Raw genomic sequence first — 23,503 nt, forward strand, 5'->3', positions numbered from 1 at the left:
CTAGGCCGGGCTCGGGGTGCCCGGGTCCGCACTCGACGGCCACGCCTCCGCCAGCATCTTTCTTGTGTCCCCCAGCAGTTGGGGGAGCACCTTCGTGTGGCCCACCACCGGCATGAAGTTCGTGTCGCCGCCCCAGCGCGGGACGATGTGCTGGTGCAGGTGGGCCGCGATACCCGCGCCCGCCACCGTGCCCTGGTTCATCCCGATGTTGAAGCCGTGCGCGCCGGACGCCCTGCGCAGGGCCGTCATCGCCTGCTTGGTCAGCTCGGCCAGTTCGGCGGTCTCGGAGTCCGTCAGATCCGTGTAGTCGGCGACATGCCGGTACGGCACGACCATCAGATGGCCGCCCGTGTACGGGTACAGATTCAGCACGGCGTAGACCTGCTCGCCGCGCTGGAGGATGAGGCCGTCCTCGTCGGACTTGGCCGGGATCGAGCAGAAGGGACAGCCGTCGTCGGCGCCCGGACCGGTGGGCTTGTTCTCGCCCTGGATGTACGCCATTCGGTGAGGCGTCCACAGGCGCTGAAACGCGTCCTGCGTCCCGACTCCGATCTGCTGCTCCGGCTCACTCGTCATGCCATGCAGCATATTGCTTCGCCCATATGGAGCGTGTCGCCGGGGCACGCGCCTGGACACACACGGCCAAGCTGGCGGAATGGACGACGACAGCCGTACGGAACACTGGGAGCGGCGCACCGAGGTCCCGCTCGGGGTGGCGTCACTGCTCTTTCTCGCCGCGTACGCGGTCCGCGTACTCGCCCTCGACCCGTCCGACGCCGGACAGGTCCTCTGCCTGGCCGTGCTGCTGGCAGCCTGGGCGGTATTCGCGCTCGACTACGCGGTGCGCTGGCGGCTGAGCGGCGAAGGCGCCCGGTTCGTACGCACGCACTGGCTGGACACCCTCGTCCTGCTGCTGCCCCTGTTGCGCCCGCTGCGTGTCGTCAGGGTGTACGAGGCCGTACTGCACCGGCATGGCAGGCCCCGGCTCGCGCTGCACGCGCGCGTGATCGTGTACGCCGGTCTGTCGGTGGCACTGCTCGGGTTCGCGGGCGCCCTGGCCGTGTACCAGCAGGAGCATGCCGAGCCCGGCGCGACGATCCGGACGTTCGGCGACGCCGTGTGGTGGACCTGCGCCACGCTCTCGACCGTCGGGTACGGCGATGTCTCTCCCGTGACTCCGGTCGGCCGGCTGGTCGCGGTGGGCCTGATGGCGTGTGGTCTCGCGCTGTTGGGGGCGGTGACGGGGTCGTTCTCGTCGTGGCTGCTGCAGGTGTTCTCGCAGGAGGACGAGCCGACGCGGGAGGGGCCCGGGGACGCCGAAGGGCCCCCGGGGAAGTGACTTCCCCAAGGGCCCCGGTCAGCCGTCCGTCGGCCACCGACCAGCTGCCGATCAGACCTGCGCCCGCTCCTCGACCACCTTCGCGATCTTCGCGATGGCGTCCGCGAAGGGAATGCCGTTCTCCTGCGAGCCGTCCCGGTAGCGGAAGGACACCGTCTCGCCGTTCATGTCGTCGTCGCCGACGATGACCATGAACGGCACCTTCTGCTTCTGGGCGTTGCGGATCTTCTTCTGCATACGGTCGGACGACGAGTCCACCTCGACCCGCAGCCCCTGCTTCTTCGCCTCCGCGGCGAACTTCTGCAGGTAGTCCACGTGCCCGTCACCGATCGGGATACCGACCGCCTGGACGGGCGCCAGCCACGCCGGGAACGCGCCCGCGTAGTGCTCGAGGAGCACGGCGAAGAACCGCTCGATGGAGCCGAACAGGGCGCGGTGGATCATCACCGGGCGCTGCTTCGACCCGTCGGGGCCGGTGTACTCCAGGTCGAACCGCTCGGGCAGGTTGAAGTCGAGCTGGACCGTCGACATCTGCCAGGTCCGGCCGATCGCGTCCTTCGTCTGGACGGAGATCTTCGGACCGTAGAAGGCAGCGCCGCCCGGGTCGGGTACGAGAGGCAGCCCCTGCTTCTCGGCCACCTGCCGCAGTGTCTCCGTGGCCTCTTCCCAGACCTCGTCCGAGCCGACGAACTTCTCCGGGTCCTTGGTGGACAGCTCAAGGTAGAAGTCCGTCAGGCCGTAGTCGCGCAGCAGCCCGAGCACGAAGGTGAGCGTGCGGTCGAGCTCGTCCGCCATCTGCTCACGCGTGCAGTAGATGTGCGCGTCGTCCTGGGTGAAGCCCCGGGCACGGGTGAGACCGTGCACGACGCCGGACTTCTCGTACCGGTACACGGTCCCGAACTCGAAGAGGCGCAGCGGGAGTTCACGGTAGGAACGGCCACGCGCGTCGAAGATCAGGTTGTGCATCGGACAGTTCATGGGCTTGAGGTAGTAGTCCACGCCCTCGTCGAGCTGCATGGGCGGGTACATGCCGTCGGCGTACCAGTCCAGGTGGCCCGAGGTCTCGAAGAGCTTCCCCTTCGTCGCGTGCGGGGTGTAGACGAACTCGTAGCCCTCCTCCTCGTGCCGGCGGCGCGAGTAGTCCTCCATCACGCGGCGGATGACGCCGCCCTTGGGGTGGAAGACGGCGAGGCCGGAGCCGATCTGCTCCGGGATCGAGAACAGGTCCAGCTCGTTGCCCAGCTTGCGGTGGTCGCGCTTCTCCGCCTCGACGAGGAAGTCGAGGTGCGCCTTCAACTCCTCCTTGGTGGGCCAGGCGGTGCCGTAGATGCGCTGGAGCATCGGGTTCTTCTCGCTGCCCCGCCAGTAGGCGGCGGCGTTGCGCATCAGCTTGAAGGCCGGGATGTTCCGGGTGGTGGGCAGGTGAGGACCGCGGCAGAGATCCTTCCAGCACAGGTCGCCGGTCTTGGCGTCGAGGTTGTCGTAGATGGTCAGCTCACCGGAGCCGACCTCGACGTTGGCGCCGTCGTCGGTCGAGGCGGAGCCCTTGATGCCGATCAGCTCCAGCTTGTACGGCTCCGACGCCAGCTCCTCGCGAGCCGCCTCGTCGGTCACCACACGGCGGGAGAACCGCTGCCCGCGCTTCTGGATCTCCTGCATCTTCTTCTCGATGACCTTGAGGTCCTCGGGAGTGAACGGCTTCTCGACGTCGAAGTCGTAGTAGAAGCCGTCCTTGACCGGCGGGCCGATACCGAGCTTGGCCTCCGGGAACAGCTCCTGCACGGCCTGGGCCATGACATGGGCGGTGGAGTGGCGCAGGATGTTCAGGCCGTCCTCGGAGGAGATCTCGACCGGCTCGACCTCCTCGCCGTCCGCCACCGCGTACGCGAGGTCCTTGAGCTCCCCGCCCACCCGCGCGGCGACGATCGAACGTTCGCCCGCGAAGAGGTCGGCGGCCGTAGTCCCCGTCGTCACCACGCGCTCTTCCCGCTCGGAATCGCGATGGATGATTACACGGACGTCTGACACCGGTCTCTCCTGACTGCAGGTGGGTGCGGCGCCATACCGAGAGCGCGCGCAAGGGAGGATCGTACCGACCCATGCCCGCCCACCGCTAAACAGATAAACCGGAAGCCCTCGTCACGCCGCCCTCAGTCGTCCCCGCTGCACGCCTCCTCGAAGAAGTCGAGGTTCTCCTGCAGCGACTTCATCAGCCGGTCCCGCTCCGCCTCGTCGACCTGTACGGGTACGACCCCGGAGGCCTGGGTCAGCCGGCGGAAGCCGCCCCGGCTCTCCAGCCGGCCGTGCACCCGCACCGGCAGCCCGACGAGGTGCGCGTGCCCGGCGATCCGGTACGCCTCCTCGTCCAGCGTCATCCGGACGTGCGGGATCTCGGCGCCGGCCAGCACCCGCAGACGTACGGCGCCTTCGCCGTGCGGCCCCGACCTGCGCATCCGTACCACCGTGCCGGTGATCCGGACCGGAACCGACGGTTCCTCGCGAAGGTAACGGCCACCGGCCGCGCGCAGGGCGGGCAGGTCGCCGGGTGAGAACTCGACGGGTTCGGTGCGGGCCGAGCAGCCCTCGGGGACCTCCGCGCCGGGTGCCCACTCGACGGCGATCCGGGCGCCTTCCGCACCGCGTACGAGGGCGACGAGGGCCTCCGTCAGCTCGTGGCTGACGCCTGCCTCGACGGCGCCGTCGAAGGCGTCCATGCCACCGGTGGCCCGGTGGTAGTCGATGGCCTCGCGGGCCGCGTAGAGGGCCTGGTGGAGGCGTACGGCGAGGGGGCGGCCAGTGTCGACGGGGACGAACGCGGTGAGGCTGCGCCCTGCCGGAGCGGCGCCGACGAGTACGTGTTCGAGGAGGGCGTCGGCGGTCCTGCGGTGGCGGGCGCCGTAGTAGCCGGCACGCGCGCGCGTGGCGAGTGCTCCGGCGAGCATCATCCGGCGGGCGGCCGAGCGCAGTTGTTCCTCGACCGGCCAGGAGGCGACGCCTGCGGGGCCGGTCGGGACGTCACGCCACCAGCGGATCTCGTCGCTGGGCACAGCTAGGCCGACGAGCACCTCGCGTGCGGAGGGCGACCCGCTGCGGGCGAGCGCGACAAGGGCCTCGGCGAGCAGGTCGTCACTGTCGGGGAAGGCCCGGCTCTCGGGCACGAGGAGGCTCGTGCCGTTGCCGCCGGGCCCGGGTGGGGTCCAGCGACCGTACCGTCCGGCGGCTCCCCCGCGCCGCTGCCAGCCGTGCCGGCGCAGGAGAGCGCCGAGCACGGCGGGGTCGACCTGTTCGGGCGCGGGCGGTTCGTCGTGCCAGGGGGTGTCAACAGGGTGCGGCCGGACGGGCCGCAGGGGGTCCTCGGTGGGCCGGTGCGTCACGGTCTGCCTCCCGTCCCGACGCGCGTCATGATCTCGCAGAGCGCGCGGTCGTCGAAGATGCGTGAGGTCGGTATCCGCACGGTGGTCCGGTACCGGCCGGTGATCCGCTGGCCGGCGAGGTTGATCCAGTAGCAGCAGTGCCGCAGGTCGAGGCGGTCGTGGCCGGCGCGCAGCCAGTCGTCCTGCGCGCGCGGTACGAGCATCACGACCAGGATCTTGTGCACCGATACCGGGGTGCGGGCGAGTTTCGTCAGGTGGGCGTTGTCGAGCGTGAAGGAGAAGTACGGGCCCGGCGGGTTCGGTGCGATCTGGTACGTGCACTTCAGCTGGACCTTGATGGTGACCTCGTCGTCGACCGTGTGCCCGGGGGCGCCGTGGCTGACGTGCCAGTCGATGCCGTTGTCGGGGAACGGCTGGGACAGCGAGCAGCCGGCCGCCGCGGCGACGGCGTGCAGATAACCCACCTGCAGTGTCTCCATGCAGGCGGTGGTGGCGAGGTTGCCTCGATGGGGTGCCGTCCGCTCGGGCAGCAGCCCGCCCCGTTCGGGCTGCGCTATCGCCATGACCAAATGCCTTCCAAACCAGGTGAATTACGGTGACAGGCTGGTGAAGTGCGTAAACCTGTATCTCTGTTGTCTCCTTCCGGCGTACGGCGCAAACAGCCCGGGTATCACCAAACGGGCAGAAGACGGTGCGTCAGCTGCCGCGGGTGAACGAGGAGTTGCATACGTATGACGTGCTGGTACGAGGGCCCCTTGGCCGCGTTCGACACGGAGACCACGGGTGTGGACGTCGAGACCGACCGGATCGTGTCGGCTTCCGTCGTGGTCCAGGAAGGTCCGGCCATCCGGCCGCGGGTCAGCCGCTGGCTGATCAACCCGGGTGTGCCCGTGCCCGCTTCGGCGACGGCGGTGCACGGGCTGACGGACGAACATCTACAGCGCAACGGCCGCTGGCCGGCCCCTGTGATGGAGGAGATAGCCCGGGTGCTGGCGGAGCAGGCGGCGGCGGGCCGCCCACTGGTCATCATGAACGCGCCCTTCGATCTGACCATGCTGGACCGGGAGTTGCGCCGCCATCGCGCCTCGTCGCTCGACCGCTGGTTCGACTCGACACCGCTGCTGGTGCTGGATCCCCGGGTCCTGGACAAGCACCTGGACCGCTACCGCAAGGGCCGCCGCACCCTCACGGACCTGTGCGCGCACTACGGCGTCACACTGGAGGGCGCCCATGACGCGGCGGCGGACGCGACGGCCTCACTGGAGCTCGTACGGGCGGTCGGGCGCCGTTTCGCGACCCGTCTGGAGCGCCTCTCCCCCGCCGAACTGCACACCCTCCAGGCGGTGTGGCACGCGGCGCAGGCACGCGGCCTGCAGGCGTGGTTCGCGAAGAGCGGTACGCCGGAGGCGGTCGATCCGGCGTGGCCACTGCGCCCGGAGATGCCGGCGGCGGCATAGCCGTACGACGCATACCCGTACGACAGATGGCCGTACGACAGATGTGCGAGCGCATGAAAAAAACCGGTCCGTCGATGACGGACCGGCCTTCTCCCGGTGGGCGATACTGGGTTCGAACCAGTGACCTCTTCGGTGTGAACGAAGCGCTCTCCCACTGAGCTAATCGCCCGGGAACGCACCGAACAATACAGGTCCGGACGGGCTTCGTTCAAACCGCTTGAAGGTGTGCGGTCAGTCCGCGTCGCCCCGCGCGCATCATCAGGGCGTGGTTGGCGCGGAAAACGGGCCGTCCGGGCACGGCGAGGCGGCGCATCAGCGGCTTGGTGACGTCGACCTCCTGGTCGTAGCGGGCGAGGGTGCCGGTGCCGGCCGCGGTGAGTGTCCAGCGCGCCCAGCCTTCGAGGTCGCCGGTCATGGCGATCTCCAGGACTCCGGCCGCCGGATCACGGCGCACCTCGCGTGCGGTGAAGGTCAGGTCGTACGGCAGCAGGGAGCGGATACGGATGACTCCACTGGTGTCGTCGACGCGGTCGACCTCGCGTACCTGCGGCCACCAGCGCGGATACTCCTCGGCCCGTTCAAGGGCGTCGTACACGACGGCGGGGGCCGCGGGCAGCCGCCACCGGCTGCGAAAGCGGTAGTGGGTCCATTCCATGAGCGGAGTGTGCCCCGGACGGAGGCCCAGAGGCACATCTGAGTACGTACTGAGTACGCAGACTCATGCCGTACGAAGTGGCGCGAACCACACTCGTCAGCATGACGCATTTTCCGCCCCCGGCCGAGGAGCTGCGGCTCATCGACGCCGAGCTGTGGCAACTGGACGCCCGCCGGACCCAGTTGCTGACGCGCCGCGCCTGGCTGGTCGCGGCCCTGCACCAGGCACGGCCGACGCCTGTCGCGCCGCCCCGCCCCGAGTCGTCCGCGCCGAGCGTCCAGAACGTGCTGCTCCTGCTCGGCGGTGTTCTGCTCACCATCGCGGCGATGGTGTTCACACTGGTCAGCTGGGGTCATCTGGGAATCACCGGGCGGGCCCTGGTGCTGGGCGCGGTCACGCTGGCCACGCTCGCCACTCCGGTGGTGCTGCTGAAGCGGGGACTGCGCTCGACGGCCGAGTCGGTGGCGGGCCTCGGGCTCACGCTGATGGTGCTGGACGCCTACGCGCTCCACGCGGCGGCGCTCGCGGGCACCGACGGCACGGGATACGCGGCGGTCGCGGCGGCCGTGCTCGCGGTGATGTGGGCCGGGTACGGCCTGCTGCCCGCCACCCGCGGCCTGCGGCTGCCCCTGCCCGCCGCCCTGGCCTCGGCCCAACTCCCGCTGCTGCTCTGGGCGCTGGCCGGCGACGCGGTGCCCTACGGGGTCACGGTCGCGCTCCTGCTCACGGCTGTGTTCGATACCGCTGTGGCGCTCCGGGTGACGGCCCGTTCGATACGGGTCGTCGCGGCGATCGGCGCGTACGGCATGGGCGGCTGGGGTGTACTGGCCGCCGGCTGGCTGTCCTGGACGGCCACCGGCCCGAGCGCCGTCGCCCGTGCGGCGGCGCTCCTCCTCCTCGCGGCGGCCACAGCGCTGGGCGCCTCCTGGCACGGCAGCCTGTCGGAGGCGCGCACCGACGAGCACGGCCCCGGCCGGAAGGGCGCCCTCGGCCTCGCAGTGACCGCAGGGCTGCTCGTCGTCGCGGCCCTCGGCGGTGCGGTGCGCCCGGCGCTGCCGGAGGCGTGGACCGTTCCGGTCCATCTGGCGTGCGGGATCGCCCTGTTGGCGACGCTCCGGGCCGGGCGACTGCCTGCGGCGGTGCGGCACGGCTTTGTGTGGGCCTCGGGCACCGTGCAGGCGCTGGCCGTGCTGTGGGCGCTGCCCGTGGTCGGTCTGGCGCTGCTCGGGCCGGTCGGCTGGGTGGATCGCGCCTGGACCGGCGCCCCGTCGGACGCCCGTGCCGGGGTGTCGCTCGGCACCCCCTGGCCGCAACACACGGAGACGGCTCCCGTCGTCCTGGCGGCCGTCGCGGCCGTGCTCCTCCTGACCGTCCGGGCGGGCGTCCGGCAGCCTCAGGCGCTGTGCGGCGCGCCGGCCCTGCTGTGGGCGACGGCGGTCGCGCTTCCGGCGGTACTCGAACTCCCCTATGCGGCAGCTCTGCTCACCCACGGCGTCATGACAGCCGGGGCGCTCGCGGCGACGGTGTACGTCCGCCGAGGCGCGCACGTCCCGCCAGCGGCAACGCCGGTCCGTCCGTTCACTCCGCCTCGGCTCACCGCCCTCGTCCTCGCCCTGGTCGGCTCCCTCAGCCTCGCCTTCCTCTCCCTCGCCTCGCAGTCGGCGACCCTCGCCGTGCTGTCCACCCTGACCGCGCTGTTCACGGCGGCCTCGTGGCACCCGCGTCTGGCCCCTGTCACAGCGCCGGCCGCACTCGGGTACGCCGCCGCACTCGCCTGCGCGACCGGCGCCGCCCTGGACTGGCAGCTCTCGCACACCGCGCTGCTCGTGCTCGCCGTCCCCGCGACCGCGGCCCTGTCGGCCGCACGCCGGGGCAACGCCCGGGCGGTCGTGCCGGTCGAGATCACGGGCGCGGTCGGCGGGCTGCTCGCGGTCGGGCTCGCGCTCACCGACCCACCGCTGCTGGCCCTGGTGCTGGCCCTGTGCGCGGTGATCGCAGGGGGCACGGCGATCCGCCCGGACCGCCGCCCCGTGGGCTACGCGGCCGCCGCCCTGTTCGTGCTGGCCACCTGGGTACGCCTGGCGGCCTGGGACGTCGAGACGCCCGAGGTGTACACGCTTCCGGTCACCGTCCTGGCGCTGCTGCTCGGTGCCCTGCGCCGGCGTCGCGACCCGCAGGCGTCGTCCTGGACGGCGTACGGTCCCGGCCTGGCCGCCACCCTCGTGCCGAGCCTGGTCGCGGCCTGGGGCGACACGCACTGGACCCGCCCCCTGCTGCTGGGCCTGGCGGCGTTGCTGGTCACCCTGCTGGGCGCCCGGCACCGCCTCCAGGCTCTCCTCGTGCTCGGCGGTTCGGTGCTGGTCCTGGACACGCTGCACGAACTCGCGCCCTACCTCGTCCAGGTCACCGATGCTCTCCCCCGCTGGATCCCTCCCGCCCTCGCCGGACTGCTGCTGCTCGTACTCGGAGCGACGTACGAGCGGCGGATCCGCGATGTCCGGCGGGTGCGGGAGGTCCTGGGAAGGATGAACTAGCCGTCCGCTACGGCATCTTGTGGCCCAGCAGGGCGAGGTTCTCGATGGCGGCGAGACCGTAGAGGGCGGTGTCGTTGGTGTACACCCAGTTGGCCTCGCTGCCCGGGACCAGCGCGACCGGGCCGCTCACCGGCTCGGTCTTCCAGGGGGCCGACTCCTTGTAGCCGTCGGAGTTGTAGAACTTGTCCCACGCGCGCGTGACAAGCTTCGCGTCACCGGTCTGTACGGCCGCGTACGCGTCGAGCCGCGAGTGACCCTGGAAGAGGAGCAGCGTGCCGAAGTTGGAGCCGTAGCGGGCCGCCTGCTCGGCCTTGGTGGCGTTGAAGTAGCGGCAGTAGTCGAGGTACGCCTCCTTGAACTTCGGCATCTCGACCAGGTCGATCAGTTCCGCGCACAGCTCGTTGAGCCCGAAGACCGCGGAGAGGTGCGAGACGCCGACGACGGGCGCCGCGGCGACGGCGAACTTCCCGGTGTCGAGGTCGTACAGGCCGCTGCCCTGCACGAAGCCGTTGGGCTGGGCGGCGATGGTCTCCATGGTGGACAGGACCCGCGCCTTGGCCTTCTCCCACTTGGGGCCCTTGCGCTCCCACTCGGTCAGCCAGGCCGACACGAGCCCGCTCCAGTCGGTGCCGAAGCCGATCGACAGGGCGTGCCGGTCGGGTGTGTACGGCTCGGTGCGGATCTTGCGCAACGGGTCGAGGGCGAGGAACGTCTCGTCGCTGTCGACGTTGGCGTGCATGAGGTCGCCGACGCGTTCGTCACCGGTGAGGAAGTAGTAGTAGCGGCGGTAGGTGGTGTTCGCGATGCGCTGCTGCTTGGCGCTGTCGGCGTAGTGCTGCACGCCGTGCCGGGTGCCGAGGCCTGCCCACTGCCCGAGGTGGTAGACGTCCACCTCCCCGGTGTGCCGGGTCATCGCCTCGGCGAAGCGGAAGATGTCGGCGCGGCCGGAGCGCAGGTACGCGAACCAGAGCCAGAGGTCGGGCGACAGTTCGGAGTTGTCCCACGCGTAGCCGCCGACGTCGTACCGCCACTGGTGCCTGACGGGGTCGTACGAGTGCATGATGTCGCCGTAGTCCCAGAAGCCGTACCAACGGCGCATCTCCACCTGGTCCTTGTAGTAGGTGAAGAGGAAGTCGAGGTGGTCCTCGATCTTGGCCTTGGCTGGCGTGGAACGGTCGGGCTCGGAGTAGAGGCCGGGGCCGAAGACCTGGGCCTTGATGAGCTGCCTGGGCGGGGCGGCGAGCTGCGGCAGCACCCGTACGGCTTCGACCTGTTCGGCGAGTTTCTCGGCGGTCGGGGTCGACTCGTTGGCCCAGAAGAGGAGTTCGGAGGTGCGGGCGATGCCGTAGGGGGTGCCGAAGCCGGGTTCGTAGTCCTCGTAGGTGATGTTGAGGCCTTCGAGCTGTTCGGCGTACGTGTCCTGGCCCATGCCGTCGTGGTAGAAGCGCAGGTCCATGGGCTGGGCCTCGGGCGACCAGAGCCAGAGGGTGACCTCGGCCTCGTCGGTCTGGGCGTCGCGGATGTCGAGCTGGGCGGGGTGCTTCTCCCAGAAGTCCCTCAGCCCGAAGGAGAATCCGCCGCTCGCCCCGCCGACGTAGCCGAATCCGGAGGCGCGCTTGCCGCCGCCGGCGCCGATCCAGCCGTGTCCCTTCTTCGTGCGCTTGCGGAGGGTGAAGCCGTCGGCGGAGAGCTGGGAGAGGGTGTAGTCGCCCCACTCGGGGATGTACTGGAGGCGGGTGGTGACGCGCTGGTCCCAGGTCGAGGGGTCGGCCAGCTTCTCCCCCGCGAACTGGGCGGCCTGGACGGTCGCTCCGGGGTCGCGCCGCTGCCCGGTGATGCCCTTGACGGCCTCGCGCAGCAGTCCGGTGCCGTCGCCGCCGATCCGGATGTGCCGGTCATAGGAGGCGTCCCGCATCGGCACGGTGAAACGGACCCCGATGCCGCGGATGAAGTCCCCGCTGGCCTTGCCGGGTTCCTGGGTGCCGTCGAACGTGATGGTGTGGACCATGCGGAAGGAGTCGGCGCCGGCGTAGAAGTAGAGGCGGACCGAGAACGGGAGCCAACTGCGGCTGCCCTTGCGGTGCTTGCCGTCGATGCGGACAACTGCCCTTACGGGACCGTCCTGTTCGACCTCGACCTTGCCGATGGCGCTCTCGAAGCGCTCGAACTTGGTGGCGCCCTGGTCCTCGTCCTCGATCTCGGGCTGGCGGATGAGGACGAGCCGCCCGTTCTTCGCGATCTCGGTGGAGCCGCGTTTCACCGACTTCACCAGCGTGGAGCCGGACTTGCCAATGCGCGCGGTGATGACTCCGGTCGATATGTCGATGGTTCCGCCGCTCTTGTCGACGGTGACCTTCGCGGCGGGGGCCGCAGGCGCCCCGGCGGCGAGCGTCAGCTTGCCGGAGCCCGAACTCACTGCGTGCGCGGTCCACTTGAGGGAGCCGTCGGGCCAGTAGGCGAGCGGCCAGGACTGCACGGGTACGGCCGTGCCGGTGGCGTCCGTGAGCGCGAAGGTCTGGCTCGCGTCGTAGGTGCCCTTGGGCCAGGGCACGCCGACCGTGGAGCCGGGTGCGGCGCCGAGGCCGCCGTCCTCCAGCCAGTCCAGGGTCACGGGATCGGCGTCGGCCTCGGCGGCTGCGGGCGCGGCCTGCGCGGTCGAACCGAGGGCCCAGCTGAACTGGGCGGCGGCTCCGGCGACTGCGGCGGCCTTGAGGAGTGACCTGCGGGGGATGGGAGACATGGGAGACCAGCCTTTCCTTTCCGTGCGGATGCAGGGGTGATGGTCAGGGGTAGTGGTCAGAGGTGGCGGTCAGGGGCATGACAGAGAGGGGTGCGACGCCCGGGCGCCGACCTTGCGCGAGGGCGCCGCCCGTCAGCGGCGCCGGTACCGCTCCTCCACGGCGACGGCCGCCGCCTCGACGGCCCCGAGGACGGGAACCGCCAGCGGCGGAAGAAACCCTGCGGACAGCACCACCACGGCCAGCCCGCAGACGACCAGCAAGGACCCGGCGGGATCGCGCAGCGTTCGGCGCCCGGCGTCCGCGAGCAGCGCCCGCCAGGGGGCGCCCGGCGTCCAGACGGCCGCCGCCCGCAGCAGGGCCACGGCGAGCCCGATCAGCGCGAAGATGCCGACGGCCCCGACGAACCGCCCGCCGGGAATCCCGGCCCGTGCGGCCAGGACGTCCACCCAGACCGCGGCGGCCAGCGCCCAGCCGACGAGCCCGACGGCCCACCCGCCGCGCACGGCCGCCCGGAAGTCCGCGATGAACTCCCGCAGGCCACCGCTCACGTGGGTGGTACGACGCCGCAGATGCCGTGCGCCGGCGGCGAAGGCCGCGGGGTAGGTGACGACCCCGAGGCAGGCCACGGCGATCCACACCCCGGTGAGCAGGCACTCGGCGAAGAGCGCGAATCGCTCGCCGAACACGGACTCCTTGCGCGCATTGCGCGGGGGGCGTGCCTTCACGCGTGTCTGGGCCATGGTGGCCGCCTCAGCCCTTCAGTCCGGAGGTCGCCATACCGTCGATGAGGTAGCGCTGGAAGGCCATGAAGAAGGCGACGACCGGCACCAGCGCCACCAGCGACATGGCGATCATGCTGCCGTAGTTGGAGATGCCCTCCTGGTCGCGGAACATCATCAGACCGAGCGAAACGGTGTACTTGGAAGGGGTGTTGAGGTAGATCAACGGCCCCATGAAGTCGTTCCACGCGTTGATGAAGGTGAAGATCGCGCTGGTGATGATGGCAGGCCGGCTGAGCGGCAGCACGATGGACCAGTAGGTCCGCAGGTGCCCGCACCCGTCGAGCTTGGCGGCCTCGTCCAGCTCGCGCGGCAGCCCACGCATGAACTGGACCATCAGGAAGACGAAGAACGCCTCCGTGGCGAGGAACTTGCCCGCGACGAGCGGCACGAGCGTGTCGATGTAGCCGAGGTTGCGGAACAGCACGTACTGCGGGATGAGCAGCACGTGGTACGGCAGCAGCAGGGTGCCGATCATCAGCGTGAACAGCAGGTTCCGCCCGGCGAACCGGATCTTGGCGAAGGCGTACGCGGTCAGCGAGCTGGAGATCACCACACCGACCACGGCCAGGCCCGCGTACATCAGCGAGTTGCTGAAGAAGCTGCCGATGGAGATGCCGGAGATGCCGTCGGCGAGCCCGGAGAAGTTCGCCCAGACCGGCTTGGTGGGCAGCAGGTCGAGGCTGGCGATGATGTCCTTGCTCGGCTTGAACGAGGCGCCGAGCACCCAGATCACCGGGTAGAGGACGACCGCGAGCACGAGCAGCGCGCCCACGTGCCAGACGAGGGAGCCGATGCGCCGCCGCTCGGTGGCGGAGCTCGCAACAGGGCTGGTGGCACTGGTCACTTGGCGGCCTCCTCGTAGTGCACCCACTTCTTCTGCGACCAGAACAGGACCGCCGTCACGAGCGCCACCGCGATCACCAGCGTCCAGGCCATCGCGGAGGCGAAGCCCATCTGGGCCTCCTTGAAGCCCTTCTGGTAGAGGTAGCAGGTGTAGACGAGGGTGGCGTCGGCGGGCCCGCACCGGGTGTCGGAGACGACATAGGCGGAGCCGAACACCTGGAACGCGTGGATGGACTCCAGCAGCACATTGAAGAACAGCACCGGGGAGATCATCGGCAGCGTGATGTTCCAGAACCGCCGGAAGGGACCGGCTCCGTCCATCTCGGCGGCCTCGTACAGCTCCTGCGGCACCTGCTTGAGCCCGGCGAGGAAGATGACCATCGGCGCGCCGAACTGCCAGATGCTCAGCGCCACCAGGGCGTACAGGACATAGTCCGGGTTGCCGATCCAGCCGCCGACGTCGAGCCCGAAGACCTTCTGCGTACGGTCCACGACGGCGTCGTCGGAGAACAGCGCCCGCCAGACGAAGCCCACGGACACGCTGGCGCCGATGAGCGACGGCAGGTAGAACGCCGCCCGGTACAGGGCCTGTCCGCGCCGGCTCTGCGCGAGCAGCAGTGCCACGCCGAGCGCGAGGAGCAGCTTCAGCGGTGTGGCCACGACGACGTACTTCAGCGTGACCTCGACCGACTTCTGCCAGCGCGGGTCCTGGAACATCGTCGTGAAGTTGTCCAGCCCCACCCACTGGGGCGGCGTGAACAGGTTGTAGCTGGTGAACGCGTAGTAGAGCGACGCGATCATCGGCCCCGCCGTGAGCAGCAGGAACCCCGCGATCCACGGCGACATGAAGAGATAGCCGGCGAGGTTCTCGCGGCGCCGCCCGCGCCGCCCGGCGACAGGAGCGGCGGACCGCTTCTGCACCGGGCGCGCGGGCGCTTCTTTGACGAGCGTCATGGTCGTACGTCCCCTCAGCCCGCGAACGCGGCCTTGGCCTCGCTGAACAGCGCCTTCGCACCGTCGGCCGGCTTGGTCTTGCCCTGGGCGATCTCGGCGCCGATACGCAGGAAGGCGGCCTCGACGACGTCCGCGCCGGACGGGTGCGGGGTGATCTTCCCGAGCACGCCGGCCTTGGCGACCTCGTCCTCGTAGGCCGCGACGCCCTTGTTGTTGGGATCGGTCGGCTTGAACGCGTCGAACTGCTCGGTGGTGGCGAGGATGCCGCGGTCGTAGCCCATGATCTTGCCGACCTCGGGGTCGTGGACCATGAAGCTGATGAACTGGGCGACCTCCTTGGGGTGCTTGGTCCCCGAGAAGGCACTCATCATCAGCGAACCGAGGTACTGGCCGGTGTCCTTGCCGTCCGTGGTGGGGATCGGCGCGAGCCCGTAGTCGGACTCCCCCTCGCCCTCGTAACGGATGGAGAAGTTGTCCCAGGTGAACTCGGACGCGGCGAGCCCCGCCGACAGACCGGACTTGGGCGCGACCTGCTCGATCTTCTTGGGGTCGGCGACCAGGCCTGACTTCACGCGCTTGTAGCCGTCCGTCCACCACTGCGTGAGATCGTCCTCGGTGAACCCGAGATCGCTGTCGGTGAAGAAGGCCTTGCCGTTCTGGCGCAGGTACAGGTCGTACAGGTACATGATGCCGAAGTAGCCGGTGTCACCGGCGATCTTCAGCTTGTCCTGGATCTTCTGCAGCGCGGCGAAGTACTCGTCCCAGGTCCAGCCGAACTTCGCCTCGACGCCCGCCTTCTCGAAGGCCTTGAGGTCGATGACGAGCGCCATGGTGTTGGCGCCGACGGGAATGCCGAGCTGCTTGCCGTCGACCTGACCGTTCGCCAGAACACCGTTGCGGAAGTTCTCCAGGTCCAGATTCCCGGCGTCCGCCTGCGTCTTGAGATCCAGCAGAACGCCGCGCTTGTCGTACTTGCGCAAAAAGCCGACAGCATTCTGGAAAACGTCCGGCGGATTACCACCGGAGGCCTGCGTCTGGAACTTCTCCCAGAACGCCGCGTAGTCGGTGAATTCCGGCTTGATCTTGATCTTCGGGTACTTCTTCTCGAAGAGCGCGATCGACTTCTTGATGGCGATGGTGCGCGGTTCGCCACCCCACCACGCATAACGGAGCGTCACATTCCCGTCTCCGGCACCACTGTCGCCACCACATCCGGTCGTCGTCGCCAGCCCCAGCACGGCCGCCGACGCTCCGGCCGCCTTGAGGATGGTTCGCCTCTCAACATTTCCGTTCTTAGGCACAGTGGGCCCTCCCCGCGACGTCGTTGGCGCCCGCGTGAATCGTTTCAAGTAAGCGCTTGCTGGCACAAGCTACGGAGGGCCTCGGAATGCGTCAATGATTCGGACAGGATTTTTCTGTGAGCGGGCTGGGCGCGGGCAGCGCGCGGGTCGACCCGGGCCTCCGGAAAGGAGGTTGACGTTGCAGGTGAGGCGCCCGGGGTCGACCGGCCGAACATCGGCGGGCGCCCGGTGTTTATTTGGGACGAGGCCGAAATGCGCCTGCCGGGTGGGAAGTTGACGCCGGGCAGGGCGGACGCTCGAACAGGACGATGTCGGTATCGACGACAACGGGAGGGCATTTGCCGGAGGGCTCACGGCGGTCCCGCCGGGTCGCACGACGCGGCCACGAGGAGGGCCGCGAGGGTGTACGGGGTGGAGTTGTCGGGCCGGGCCGTACTAGCGCGACCGGTCTGCGCGGAACAGGCGATGCCGAACGAAAAATACGGCCCGTGTCCACATTTCCGTGGACACGGGCCGCACTCGATCCGGTGGGCGATACTGGGTTCGAACCAGTGACCTCTTCGGTGTGAACGAAGCGCTCTCCCACTGAGCTAATCGCCCGGACGCAGGGAGAACATTACCCCATGTCAGGGGGTGCCCCGGACATGCGCCGGATCACTGATCCTTGATCTTCCAGGGCATTTCCAGCCCGAACTTCCACACGTAGATCCCGACGAGAACCGACACGATCACCAGGCCGACCGTCGTCAGAATGATGTTGCGGCGGCGCACCCTGGGATCGAGTGCGCGCTGTGTCGCCTCGGTGACCTTGCGCTTCGTCCAGCGCAGTACCAGCTGCGCCCAGACGAACTCGGTCGCCCAGATCGCCATGCCGCCGAAGATCACCAGCCAGCCCGGCCCGGGCAGCGGCAGCATGACGATGCCGGCGCCCACCACCGCGAGGCCCACGACGAAGACGCCGACCTGCCAGCTCACATGCAGCATGCGGCGCGCCTTGATGAATTCCGGTGCTCTCGACCCGAGCTCACGCTCACCCGTGGCCGCACCGGCCCCGGTCTCATCTGGTGTCACGACAGCCTCGACCGGCTTGTCACTCCCCGTATTCATACAGCCAAACCCTACCGGACAGAAACCGGTCACCGGAATGGTCGAAGCCGACGAACCGGCCCTCGGCCGGAAGAGTTACGTAAAGGCACGCAAAACACTCAGAGGGGTTTACAACGGCACCGTAGGTGGCATGTCGATTTCGCCGACGTGCGAATCCCCGAGCGCACACTGAGCGAAAGGCCTTGGCGCTTATGAACACCACGGTCAGCTGCGAGCTGCACCTGCGCCTCGTTGTGTCGAGCGAGTCCTCACTGCCCGTTCCCGCAGGACTGCGGTATGACACGGCCGATCCCTACGCCGTGCACGCCACCTTCCACACCGGAGCCGAGGAAACCGTCGAGTGGGTGTTCGCCCGCGACTTGCTCGCGGAGGGCCTCCACCGACCCACCGGCACCGGCGACGTCCGAGTCTGGCCGTCCCGGAGCCACGGTCAGGGCGTTGTCTGCATCGCTCTCAGCTCCCCAGAGGGTGAGGCCCTGCTCGAAGCCCCCGCACGAGCCCTGGAGTCCTTTCTGAAGCGAACGGACGCCGCCGTGCCACCCGGCACGGAACACCGCCACTTCGACCTCGACCAGGAACTGTCACACATCCTGGCGGAAAGCTAGGACGAGGGACCCCCACTGAGCCGCCCGGCGCCGTCCACTCGGGGAGACGGCTCGGGTGACAACCGCATATGGCACACCGCCGCCGCCCCGCGGGTTTCCGCGGGGCGGCGGCGGTGCGTCCGCATGTCCTTCCCGGGCCACTTACCCGACCCCCGCCGAACACCGGCGCCGACCTCCGTCGCTGTGAGCCACTACCATCGGCCAGCATCGGCGGCGGGCGCCCGCCCGACCGCCCAGGCAGGCCAGGGAGAGCAACGTGCTGATCACCCACGACACCCGGTGCGCCCTCGACACCGTGGTCGATCTGGTGAACACCGCGCCGGAGGACGACTCGGCGGACGGACTGCCCGATGTCGACGCGCTCGAGGATTTCGTACGAAACCACAAAATCAGCGACATCGGCGTGCTGTCGGAGTTCGACCTCGCCGCCGTGCGCAGCATCCGCGGACGGTTCGCCGGGGTGTTCGCGACCCAGGACGCCCGGACCGCCGCCACTGTCATCAACGAGCTGGTCGCCGCCGCGGGCACCACGCCCCGGCTCACCGACCACGACGGCTACGACTGGCACGTGCACTACTTCGCCCCCGGCGCGTCCATCGCCGACCACCTCGCCGCCGACTGCGGGATGGCGCTCGCGTTCTTCGTGGTCGCCGGCGAGCAGGAACGGCTACGGCGCTGCGAGGCTCCGGACTGCCGGCACGCCTTCGTCGACGTCTCCCGCAACCGGTCGCGCCGCTACTGCGACAGCCGCACCTGCGGAAACCGGCTTCACGTGGCGGCCTACCGGGCGCGCCGCAAGGAGTCGGCGGGCTGACGGGAGGCGGACGGACAGGAGAGCTGGTCCTGATCCTGGTCCTGGTGCTGACGCAGTCCCCGGCGGGTGACGCCGGGGACTGGCGTGTACAGCTCATAGCAACAGCAGATCGTGCAACGAAGCCATGAGGAGCAGACACCCGATCACCGCAAGGAAGATCATCAGCGGTGGCTGGGAAAGGGCGAAGAGGCACCCGCGCGGCTCGTCCTTCGGCGGCACGGCCTCGCTCTGTGTTGTGTCCAGCATCTCGCCGCGATGATGACGCAGCCGACACCCTCTACGCGATCAACACGCCTGGAATGCGCGGTAGTTCGCCGAATTCCTTAATGTCCCCAGCGTGTCATGATCGCTTCGGAGCGACCTCCGTCGTCTCCCGGCCGTTTGTGTCGTTTCAGTACGTCACCTGTCGTACCCCGTCATACGCGGCACTTCTTCATATGCCGTGCTTCTTCATATGCCGTGCTTCTTCAGGATCGCCTCCAGGTCACTGAAGTCGTCCCCGGCACCACCACCGCGCGGCTTGGCCGCGGGCTGGGCCGCCGGGCGGGAGGTCTTGCCCCTGCCCTGCCCCAGCGAGGGTGCGGAGGCCGCCGGGGCCACCGCCTCGGGCCGCGCGACCTGTATCTCCCCGGTCCCCCCGCGCTCCTGCCGGGTGCCGCCCCTTCGCCGCTCCACCGCGCGGGTGGTCGTGAAGAGCAGCCAGGCGCCGCCGAGCACGCCGAAGCCCGCCCAGGCAGAGGGGCTGAAGGCGGTGTCGGCCGCCCACCCGACCACCCCGGTCATCACCAGGCCCACGGGAACCAGCGAGTACGCGGCGATCCGGGCAGCCGCGAGAAAACGCTTGCGGTACGCCGTGACCACCGCGATGCCCAGGCCGGCCGCGGAGACGGCGGAACAGACGGTCTCGGCAATCATCCGGTCCTCCAGGCAGGGTTCGGTCGCGCATGGTGCGCTTCGTCCCTTCCATCCTGCACCGCCCGGTCCCCCGGATGCCATGCTCCGGCCCGACATCAGGGACATCTCCGGGTCGGCTCCTCCACAGGTCCCGGTGCCCCTCGTACGACGGACCCGGCCGCGGCTGGGAAACTGGTGCCCATGAGCGACTCCTCCCCCGCGCCCGCCGGCGCTCCTGCCCCGGCCTCCGTCCCCGTCCTGGATCTCTGGTGCGAGCTCCAGTGCCCGGACTGCCGCACGGCCCTGGACGACGTACGCGCGCTGCGTGCCCGCTACGGCGACCGGCTGGAGGTGCGCCTGCGGCACTTCCCGCTGGAGCGGCACAAGCACGCCTTCGCCGCCGCGCAGGCCGCCGAGGAGGCGGCGGAGCAGGGGCAGGCGTGGCCGTACGTCGAGGCCGTGCTCGGTCGGGTCGAGGAGCTGGACCGTAAGGGCGAACCCTTCCTGGTCGAGGTGGCCGGTGAACTCGGTCTGGACGCCGAGGAGTTCGACACCGCGCTGATCGACGGCCGGCACATCCTGATCGTCGACGCCGACCAGGCCGAGGGCAAGGCGATCGGCGTGACCGGTACACCGACGTACGTCGTCGCAGGTGAGCGTCTCGACGGCGGCAAGAGCCAGGACGGGCTGCGGGAACGGATCGAGGAGATCGTGGACCGGCTGCTGGCCGGGCAGGACGTCTGACGCCGCCCACGCCCGGAGGTGACCGGCCGCCGTCCTACAGCAGGTCCTTGTACATGTGGTGGGTCACCGTCTCGTACCCCAACGACTCGTAGAGCCGTTCCGCCGGGGTGTTGCCCGCGAAGACATTCAGGGAGACGGCCGGGCGCCCGACCGCGATCGACTGGGCCTCCGCCAGGAGCATGAGGGCGCGGCCGTGCCCTCTGCCCCGATGATCCGCGTCGATCTCGACCTTGTAGACGAAGCCCAGGCCCTCGCGGGAACCCAGCCACAGGCTGCCGACCCGGGTGCCCTCGTGTTCCAGAACGCTGAGCGTCACGCCCTCGCTGGCCACGCCACGCGGCAGCAGTTGCTCGTGGTCCCGTGCCGCCTTGGCGTGTGCCTCCGCGGCCGACACTCCCCGGTCGATCCAACTCTGCGCGTAGTCCAGCCTGCCCGCCGCCTGCCACCCAACGAACTCAGCCTCCGTCATGGGCCGGCCACGGCTTCCGGCGGGCAGTTCGGGCGAGGTGGCGCCGAGCGCCTTGTCCATACGGCGGTTGCGCAGCACGTAGCCGAGCGCGGTCGCGAGCCGTAGGGCCGCCGGCGCGTCGCCCGGAACGGACGCCTCGATGCGGCGGCAGCCCCAGCCGCGTGCCACCTCCTCCGCGGCGAGTGCGGCCACCGTGGCCCGGCCCCGCCGCCGGTCGCGTTCGTCGATGCGGAGGTCAAGGATCTTCGCAACGGAGTCCCCGAAAACGGGGTCGGTGCCAAGGTGTATCGCACCGACGGGACGGCTGTTCACGCACACCTGATAGCGCCGTGAAAGCGCCCCGTCGGCCTCGTGCTGCAGCGGCTCGGTCGGCCGCAGGGTGGTGGTCATCAGGGGTGTTCTACCCGCTGCGGCGTCCGGCGTCAGCCCATTTACATGCGGCTTCTCCAAACCCTGTCCCAGGATCAGGGATCGAGGTCGTCCCCGGCCCGCTCGTCGAAGACCCGCATCGCCTTGGCCGTCACCGGGCCCGGTGCGTCAGGGAGTTGACGGTCGTCGACGCGCCGCACAGCCTGTACGTCCCTCAGGGTGGACGTCAGGAAGATCTCGTCGGCGTCCTCAAGGACGCCGAGCGGCAGGTCGGTCTCCTTGGCGCCCGTCCACTCGGCGACGAGGGCGCGCGTGACGCCGGCGAGGCAGCCGGAGGCGAGCGGCGGGGTGTGGATCTCGCCGCCCAGGACGACGAAGACGTTCGACCCCGTCCCCTCGCACAGTCGGCCGACCGTGTTGCCGAACAGCGCCTCGGACGCGCCCTGTTCGCGCGCCCTGGCGAGGGCGACGACGTTCTCGGCGTACGACGTGGTCTTCAGGCCGGTGACGGCGCCACGTTCGTTGCGCGTCCAGGGGACCGTGATCACGGCGGTCGAGTCGGGCCGCCGGGCGGAGTCACCGAGGGCGACGACCAGGGTCGGGCCGTGCTCCCCGCGATCGGAGCCGAGGGGCCCGTGACCACCGGTGTAGGTGATGCGCAGGCGGCCCAAGGACATCGGATTGGCGGCGAGTACGGCCGTACAGGCGCGCCGGACCTCGTCGAGGTCGGGGTCGGGCAGGCCGAGGCCGCGGGCCGAGCGGGTCAGCCGGTCCAGGTGCCGGGTGAGCGCGAACGGCCGGCCGTCGACGGCCTTCACCGTCTCGAAGATGCCGTCGCCCACGGTCAGTCCGTGGTCGAACACGGAGACACGGGCGGTCTCGATGTCCTGCAACCCGCCGTCGAGCCATAGCTTCACGTCAACGATCCCTCTCCACTGGCCGCATACGCCCCCGACGCTACCGCGAGCAGCCGGGACGCCTTCAGCTCGGTCTCCCGCCACTCGGCCTCGGGGTCCGAACCCCAGGTGATGCCCGCTCCGGTGCCGAAGCGCAGCATGCCCTCGGCCCGGTCGATCCAGAACGTGCGGATGCCGACCGCCAGTTCGCCCGCACCCCGGTCCGCGTCGACCCAGCCGATACCTCCGCAGTAGGGCCCCCGGGGTGCCGTCTCCAGGGCGTCGATGATCCGCAGGGCGCTCGACTTGGGCGCGCCGGTGACCGAGCCGGGCGGAAAGGCCGCCGCCAACAGCTCCGGCCAGCCGGTGTGCGGGCGCAGCTCACCCCGTACCGTCGACACGAGATGGACCAGCCCGGGGTGCTTCTCGACGACGCACAGTTCGGGGACGGTCACCGAGCCCGTCGCGCAGACGCGCCCGATGTCGTTGCGGACCAGGTCCACGATCATCACGTTCTCGGCGTAGTCCTTCTCCAGGAGGTCCGCCTCGGTGCGTCCGGTGCCCTTGATCGGGCCGGATTCGACGGTCCGGCCCGCGCGGCGGAGGAAGAGTTCGGGGGACGCGGTGGCGATCTCGACGCCCTGCACGGGCAGGCGGATCGTTCCTGCAAACGGTGCCGGGTTGCCGTGCGCGAGCAGCGAGGTCAGGGCGTCCACGTCCGCCCCGGGCGCGACGGGCGCGGACAGTACCCGGCAGAGATTCGCCTGATAGACCTCGCCGGTCGCGATGTGTTCACGGATCCGGCGCACCCCCGCCGTGTACGCGGAGCGGTCGAGAGACGACGTCCAGTCACCGGCGGCCGGACCCCGCCACTCCCCCGGTCCCGACCTCGGCGCGGGCACCGGTTCCTCTCGTACGTCCCGGAAGCGGGCGCAGGTCAGACGGCCGCCGTAGTCCGCGGACACGGCCCAGAAACCGGTGGAGTCGAGGGCGGTGGGATCGCTGGTGACATCGAGGAGACCGGTGGCGACACGACCGCCGAAGCGGGCGAGAGGAGCGAGATCGGACACACCGCCGAGTCTATGGCGGGTGTCCTGCGGGTGCCCTGACCATTGCTTCGAGCGGACACAGCGCAGCACGCTGCACAAACGCGTTTTTGTGCTGGCACCGGAATCCGCTAGAGTTCAACTCGTCGCCGGGTCGCGAGAGCGCACCGAAACGACATGCGGACGTAGCTCAGTTGGTAGAGCGCAACCTTGCCAAGGTTGAGGTCGCCAGTTCGAACCTGGTCGTCCGCTCGTAGGAAGTGGGGGATCTTCCCGAACCCCCGCACTCCTGGTGGAGTGGCCGAGAGGCGAGGCAACGGCCTGCAAAGCCGTCTACACGGGTTCAAATCCCGTCTCCACCTCCAAGGACGATTAGCTCAGCGGGAGAGCGCTTCCCTGACACGGAAGAGGTCACTGGTTCAATCCCAGTATCGTCCACTGGTCCGCAAGGACCTTGATCCGCAAGGGTCCCCGCGCGATTAGCTCAGCGGGAGAGCGCTTCCCTGACACGGAAGAGGTCACTGGTTCAATCCCAGTATCGCGCACGCAGTAGTCACGAAATCACGGCCTTCGGGTCGT

The 23,503-nt window shown here is 69.6% G+C and carries 22 protein-coding genes and 6 tRNA genes; 10 read left to right on the top strand and 18 right to left on the bottom strand.

Features of this window, described 5'->3' with window-relative positions:
- Positions 1-588, bottom strand: coding sequence for an HIT domain-containing protein (locus G3I56_RS10595; protein WP_164408656.1), 588 nt, complete (start codon positions 586-588; stop codon positions 1-3).
- A gap of 67 nt (positions 589-655) precedes the next feature.
- On the opposite strand from G3I56_RS10595, the gene G3I56_RS10600 reads away from it, so the two are divergent.
- Positions 656-1,339: a potassium channel family protein gene (locus G3I56_RS10600; protein ID WP_164408657.1), complete on the top strand. Its 684-nt coding sequence runs from the start codon at positions 656-658 to the stop codon at positions 1,337-1,339.
- 51 nt (positions 1,340-1,390) lie between these two features.
- On the opposite strand, the gene thrS is transcribed toward G3I56_RS10600, so the two are convergent.
- From thrS to G3I56_RS10615, 3 genes are all read right to left on the bottom strand, one after another.
- A complete protein-coding gene (gene thrS, locus G3I56_RS10605) occupies positions 1,391-3,367 on the bottom strand; it encodes a threonine--tRNA ligase (RefSeq protein ID WP_164408658.1) in 1,977 nt (658 codons plus the stop codon).
- A 122-nt stretch (positions 3,368-3,489) separates the two neighbouring features.
- Entirely contained in the window at positions 3,490-4,713 is a 1,224-nt protein-coding gene (locus G3I56_RS10610; protein ID WP_164408659.1) for a hypothetical protein, read from the bottom strand.
- A complete protein-coding gene (locus G3I56_RS10615; RefSeq protein ID WP_164408660.1) occupies positions 4,710-5,276 on the bottom strand; it encodes a DUF4365 domain-containing protein in 567 nt (188 codons plus the stop codon). The genes G3I56_RS10610 and G3I56_RS10615 overlap by 4 nt, the downstream gene beginning before the upstream one ends.
- 168 nt (positions 5,277-5,444) lie before the next feature.
- Here G3I56_RS10615 and G3I56_RS10620 point away from each other — a divergent pair, with 168 nt between their 5' ends.
- A complete protein-coding gene (locus G3I56_RS10620) occupies positions 5,445-6,170 on the top strand; it encodes a 3'-5' exonuclease (protein ID WP_164408661.1) in 726 nt (241 codons plus the stop codon).
- A gap of 97 nt (positions 6,171-6,267) precedes the next feature.
- Here G3I56_RS10620 and G3I56_RS10625 read toward each other — a convergent pair.
- Positions 6,268-6,339 (bottom strand) — tRNA-Val (locus G3I56_RS10625).
- A gap of 39 nt (positions 6,340-6,378) precedes the next feature.
- The gene (locus G3I56_RS10630) at positions 6,379-6,825 is read right to left on the bottom strand and encodes an SRPBCC family protein (protein ID WP_164408662.1); all 447 of its coding nucleotides are present in this window, start codon (positions 6,823-6,825) and stop codon (positions 6,379-6,381) included.
- A gap of 101 nt (positions 6,826-6,926) precedes the next feature.
- Here G3I56_RS10630 and G3I56_RS10635 point away from each other — a divergent pair, with 101 nt between their 5' ends.
- Positions 6,927-9,359: a hypothetical protein gene (locus tag G3I56_RS10635; RefSeq protein WP_239134815.1), complete on the top strand. Its 2,433-nt coding sequence runs from the start codon at positions 6,927-6,929 to the stop codon at positions 9,357-9,359.
- Positions 9,360-9,366: 7 nt separating this feature from the next.
- Here the strand turns inward: G3I56_RS10635 and G3I56_RS10640 are convergent, their stop codons facing one another.
- The 7 genes from G3I56_RS10640 to G3I56_RS10670 all read right to left on the bottom strand — a co-directional run bounded on the left by G3I56_RS10640 (position 9,367) and on the right by G3I56_RS10670 (position 17,087).
- Complete coding sequence (locus G3I56_RS10640; RefSeq protein WP_164408664.1) at positions 9,367-12,099, bottom strand: Tat pathway signal sequence domain protein; 2,733 nt, start codon at positions 12,097-12,099, stop codon at positions 9,367-9,369.
- Positions 12,100-12,231: 132 nt separating this feature from the next.
- Entirely contained in the window at positions 12,232-12,840 is a 609-nt protein-coding gene (locus G3I56_RS10645; RefSeq protein ID WP_164408665.1) for a hypothetical protein, read from the bottom strand.
- Positions 12,841-12,850: 10 nt separating this feature from the next.
- Positions 12,851-13,726, bottom strand: a complete 876-nt coding sequence (locus G3I56_RS10650; RefSeq protein WP_164408666.1) for a carbohydrate ABC transporter permease — start codon at positions 13,724-13,726, stop codon at positions 12,851-12,853.
- On the bottom strand, positions 13,723-14,679 hold the full coding sequence (locus G3I56_RS10655) for a sugar ABC transporter permease (RefSeq protein WP_164408667.1): 957 nt from the start codon (positions 14,677-14,679) through the stop codon (positions 13,723-13,725). The genes G3I56_RS10650 and G3I56_RS10655 overlap by 4 nt, the downstream gene beginning before the upstream one ends.
- A 14-nt stretch (positions 14,680-14,693) precedes the next feature.
- Positions 14,694-15,980 (bottom strand): extracellular solute-binding protein, encoded by a 1,287-nt coding sequence (locus G3I56_RS10660; RefSeq protein WP_164408668.1) that lies wholly within the window; start codon positions 15,978-15,980, stop codon positions 14,694-14,696.
- A gap of 528 nt (positions 15,981-16,508) precedes the next feature.
- Positions 16,509-16,580: transfer RNA gene (locus G3I56_RS10665), tRNA-Val, on the bottom strand.
- A gap of 54 nt (positions 16,581-16,634) precedes the next feature.
- Positions 16,635-17,087 carry a TIGR02611 family protein gene (locus G3I56_RS10670; protein ID WP_164408851.1) on the bottom strand — a complete coding sequence of 151 codons (453 nt, stop codon included), beginning with the start codon at positions 17,085-17,087 and terminating at the stop codon, positions 16,635-16,637.
- Between the two features lie 191 nt (positions 17,088-17,278).
- On the opposite strand from G3I56_RS10670, the gene G3I56_RS10675 reads away from it, so the two are divergent.
- Entirely contained in the window at positions 17,279-17,692 is a 414-nt protein-coding gene (locus G3I56_RS10675) for an SsgA family sporulation/cell division regulator (protein ID WP_004002642.1), read from the top strand.
- A 256-nt stretch (positions 17,693-17,948) separates the two neighbouring features.
- A complete protein-coding gene (locus G3I56_RS10680; RefSeq protein WP_164408669.1) occupies positions 17,949-18,506 on the top strand; it encodes a CGNR zinc finger domain-containing protein in 558 nt (185 codons plus the stop codon).
- 93 nt (positions 18,507-18,599) lie between these two features.
- On the opposite strand, the gene G3I56_RS43160 is transcribed toward G3I56_RS10680, so the two are convergent.
- Together G3I56_RS43160 and G3I56_RS10685 are read right to left on the bottom strand one after the other, a co-directional pair.
- Entirely contained in the window at positions 18,600-18,752 is a 153-nt protein-coding gene (locus G3I56_RS43160) for a hypothetical protein (RefSeq protein ID WP_006375961.1), read from the bottom strand.
- A gap of 204 nt (positions 18,753-18,956) precedes the next feature.
- Entirely contained in the window at positions 18,957-19,421 is a 465-nt protein-coding gene (locus G3I56_RS10685; protein WP_164408670.1) for a hypothetical protein, read from the bottom strand.
- Positions 19,422-19,601: 180 nt separating this feature from the next.
- Between G3I56_RS10685 and G3I56_RS10690 the strand changes: the two genes are divergently transcribed.
- Positions 19,602-20,144 carry a DsbA family protein gene (locus G3I56_RS10690; protein ID WP_164408671.1) on the top strand — a complete coding sequence of 181 codons (543 nt, stop codon included), beginning with the start codon at positions 19,602-19,604 and terminating at the stop codon, positions 20,142-20,144.
- A 34-nt stretch (positions 20,145-20,178) separates the two neighbouring features.
- On the opposite strand, the gene G3I56_RS10695 is transcribed toward G3I56_RS10690, so the two are convergent.
- The 3 genes from G3I56_RS10695 to G3I56_RS10705 form a co-directional block, all read right to left on the bottom strand.
- Positions 20,179-21,003, bottom strand: a complete 825-nt coding sequence (locus G3I56_RS10695; protein WP_164408672.1) for a GNAT family N-acetyltransferase — start codon at positions 21,001-21,003, stop codon at positions 20,179-20,181.
- A 74-nt stretch (positions 21,004-21,077) separates the two neighbouring features.
- Positions 21,078-21,899, bottom strand: coding sequence for an aminodeoxychorismate lyase (locus G3I56_RS10700; RefSeq protein ID WP_164408673.1), 822 nt, complete (start codon positions 21,897-21,899; stop codon positions 21,078-21,080).
- Entirely contained in the window at positions 21,896-22,948 is a 1,053-nt protein-coding gene (locus tag G3I56_RS10705) for a chorismate-binding protein (protein ID WP_164408674.1), read from the bottom strand. The genes G3I56_RS10700 and G3I56_RS10705 overlap by 4 nt, the downstream gene beginning before the upstream one ends.
- 155 nt (positions 22,949-23,103) lie before the next feature.
- Between G3I56_RS10705 and G3I56_RS10710 the strand changes: the two genes are divergently transcribed.
- From G3I56_RS10710 to G3I56_RS10725, 4 genes are all read left to right on the top strand, one after another.
- Positions 23,104-23,176: transfer RNA gene (locus tag G3I56_RS10710), tRNA-Gly, on the top strand.
- 39 nt (positions 23,177-23,215) lie between these two features.
- Positions 23,216-23,289: transfer RNA gene (locus tag G3I56_RS10715), tRNA-Cys, on the top strand.
- 1 nt (position 23,290) lies between these two features.
- Positions 23,291-23,362 (top strand) — tRNA-Val (locus tag G3I56_RS10720).
- 35 nt (positions 23,363-23,397) lie between these two features.
- Positions 23,398-23,469: transfer RNA gene (locus G3I56_RS10725), tRNA-Val, on the top strand.
- The last annotated feature ends 34 nt before the right edge of the window (positions 23,470-23,503 follow it).

It is taken from the genome of Streptomyces sp. SID12488 (genome assembly GCF_010548275.1).
Classification (GTDB): domain Bacteria; phylum Actinomycetota; class Actinomycetes; order Streptomycetales; family Streptomycetaceae; genus Streptomyces.

Excerpts from the sequence above, each read along its gene's own strand:
- G3I56_RS10640 (WP_164408664.1), bottom strand. The coding sequence starts at position 12,099 with ATGTCTCCCATCCCCCGCAGGTCACTCCTCAAGGCCGCCGCAGTCGCC.
- G3I56_RS10615 (WP_164408660.1), bottom strand. The coding sequence starts at position 5,276 with ATGGCGATAGCGCAGCCCGAACGGGGCGGGCTGCTGCCCGAGCGGACG.
- G3I56_RS10595 (WP_164408656.1), bottom strand. The coding sequence starts at position 588 with ATGCTGCATGGCATGACGAGTGAGCCGGAGCAGCAGATCGGAGTCGGG.
- G3I56_RS10690 (WP_164408671.1), top strand. The coding sequence starts at position 19,602 with ATGAGCGACTCCTCCCCCGCGCCCGCCGGCGCTCCTGCCCCGGCCTCC.
- G3I56_RS10670 (WP_164408851.1), bottom strand. The coding sequence starts at position 17,087 with ATGAATACGGGGAGTGACAAGCCGGTCGAGGCTGTCGTGACACCAGAT.
- G3I56_RS43160 (WP_006375961.1), bottom strand. The coding sequence starts at position 18,752 with ATGCTGGACACAACACAGAGCGAGGCCGTGCCGCCGAAGGACGAGCCG.
- G3I56_RS10645 (WP_164408665.1), bottom strand. The coding sequence starts at position 12,840 with ATGGCCCAGACACGCGTGAAGGCACGCCCCCCGCGCAATGCGCGCAAG.
- G3I56_RS10675 (WP_004002642.1), top strand. The coding sequence starts at position 17,279 with ATGAACACCACGGTCAGCTGCGAGCTGCACCTGCGCCTCGTTGTGTCG.
- G3I56_RS10630 (WP_164408662.1), bottom strand. The coding sequence starts at position 6,825 with ATGGAATGGACCCACTACCGCTTTCGCAGCCGGTGGCGGCTGCCCGCG.
- G3I56_RS10695 (WP_164408672.1), bottom strand. The coding sequence starts at position 21,003 with ATGACCACCACCCTGCGGCCGACCGAGCCGCTGCAGCACGAGGCCGAC.
- G3I56_RS10600 (WP_164408657.1), top strand. The coding sequence starts at position 656 with ATGGACGACGACAGCCGTACGGAACACTGGGAGCGGCGCACCGAGGTC.
- G3I56_RS10685 (WP_164408670.1), bottom strand. The coding sequence starts at position 19,421 with ATGATTGCCGAGACCGTCTGTTCCGCCGTCTCCGCGGCCGGCCTGGGC.
- G3I56_RS10635 (WP_239134815.1), top strand. The coding sequence starts at position 6,927 with ATGACGCATTTTCCGCCCCCGGCCGAGGAGCTGCGGCTCATCGACGCC.
- G3I56_RS10620 (WP_164408661.1), top strand. The coding sequence starts at position 5,445 with ATGACGTGCTGGTACGAGGGCCCCTTGGCCGCGTTCGACACGGAGACC.
- G3I56_RS10655 (WP_164408667.1), bottom strand. The coding sequence starts at position 14,679 with ATGACGCTCGTCAAAGAAGCGCCCGCGCGCCCGGTGCAGAAGCGGTCC.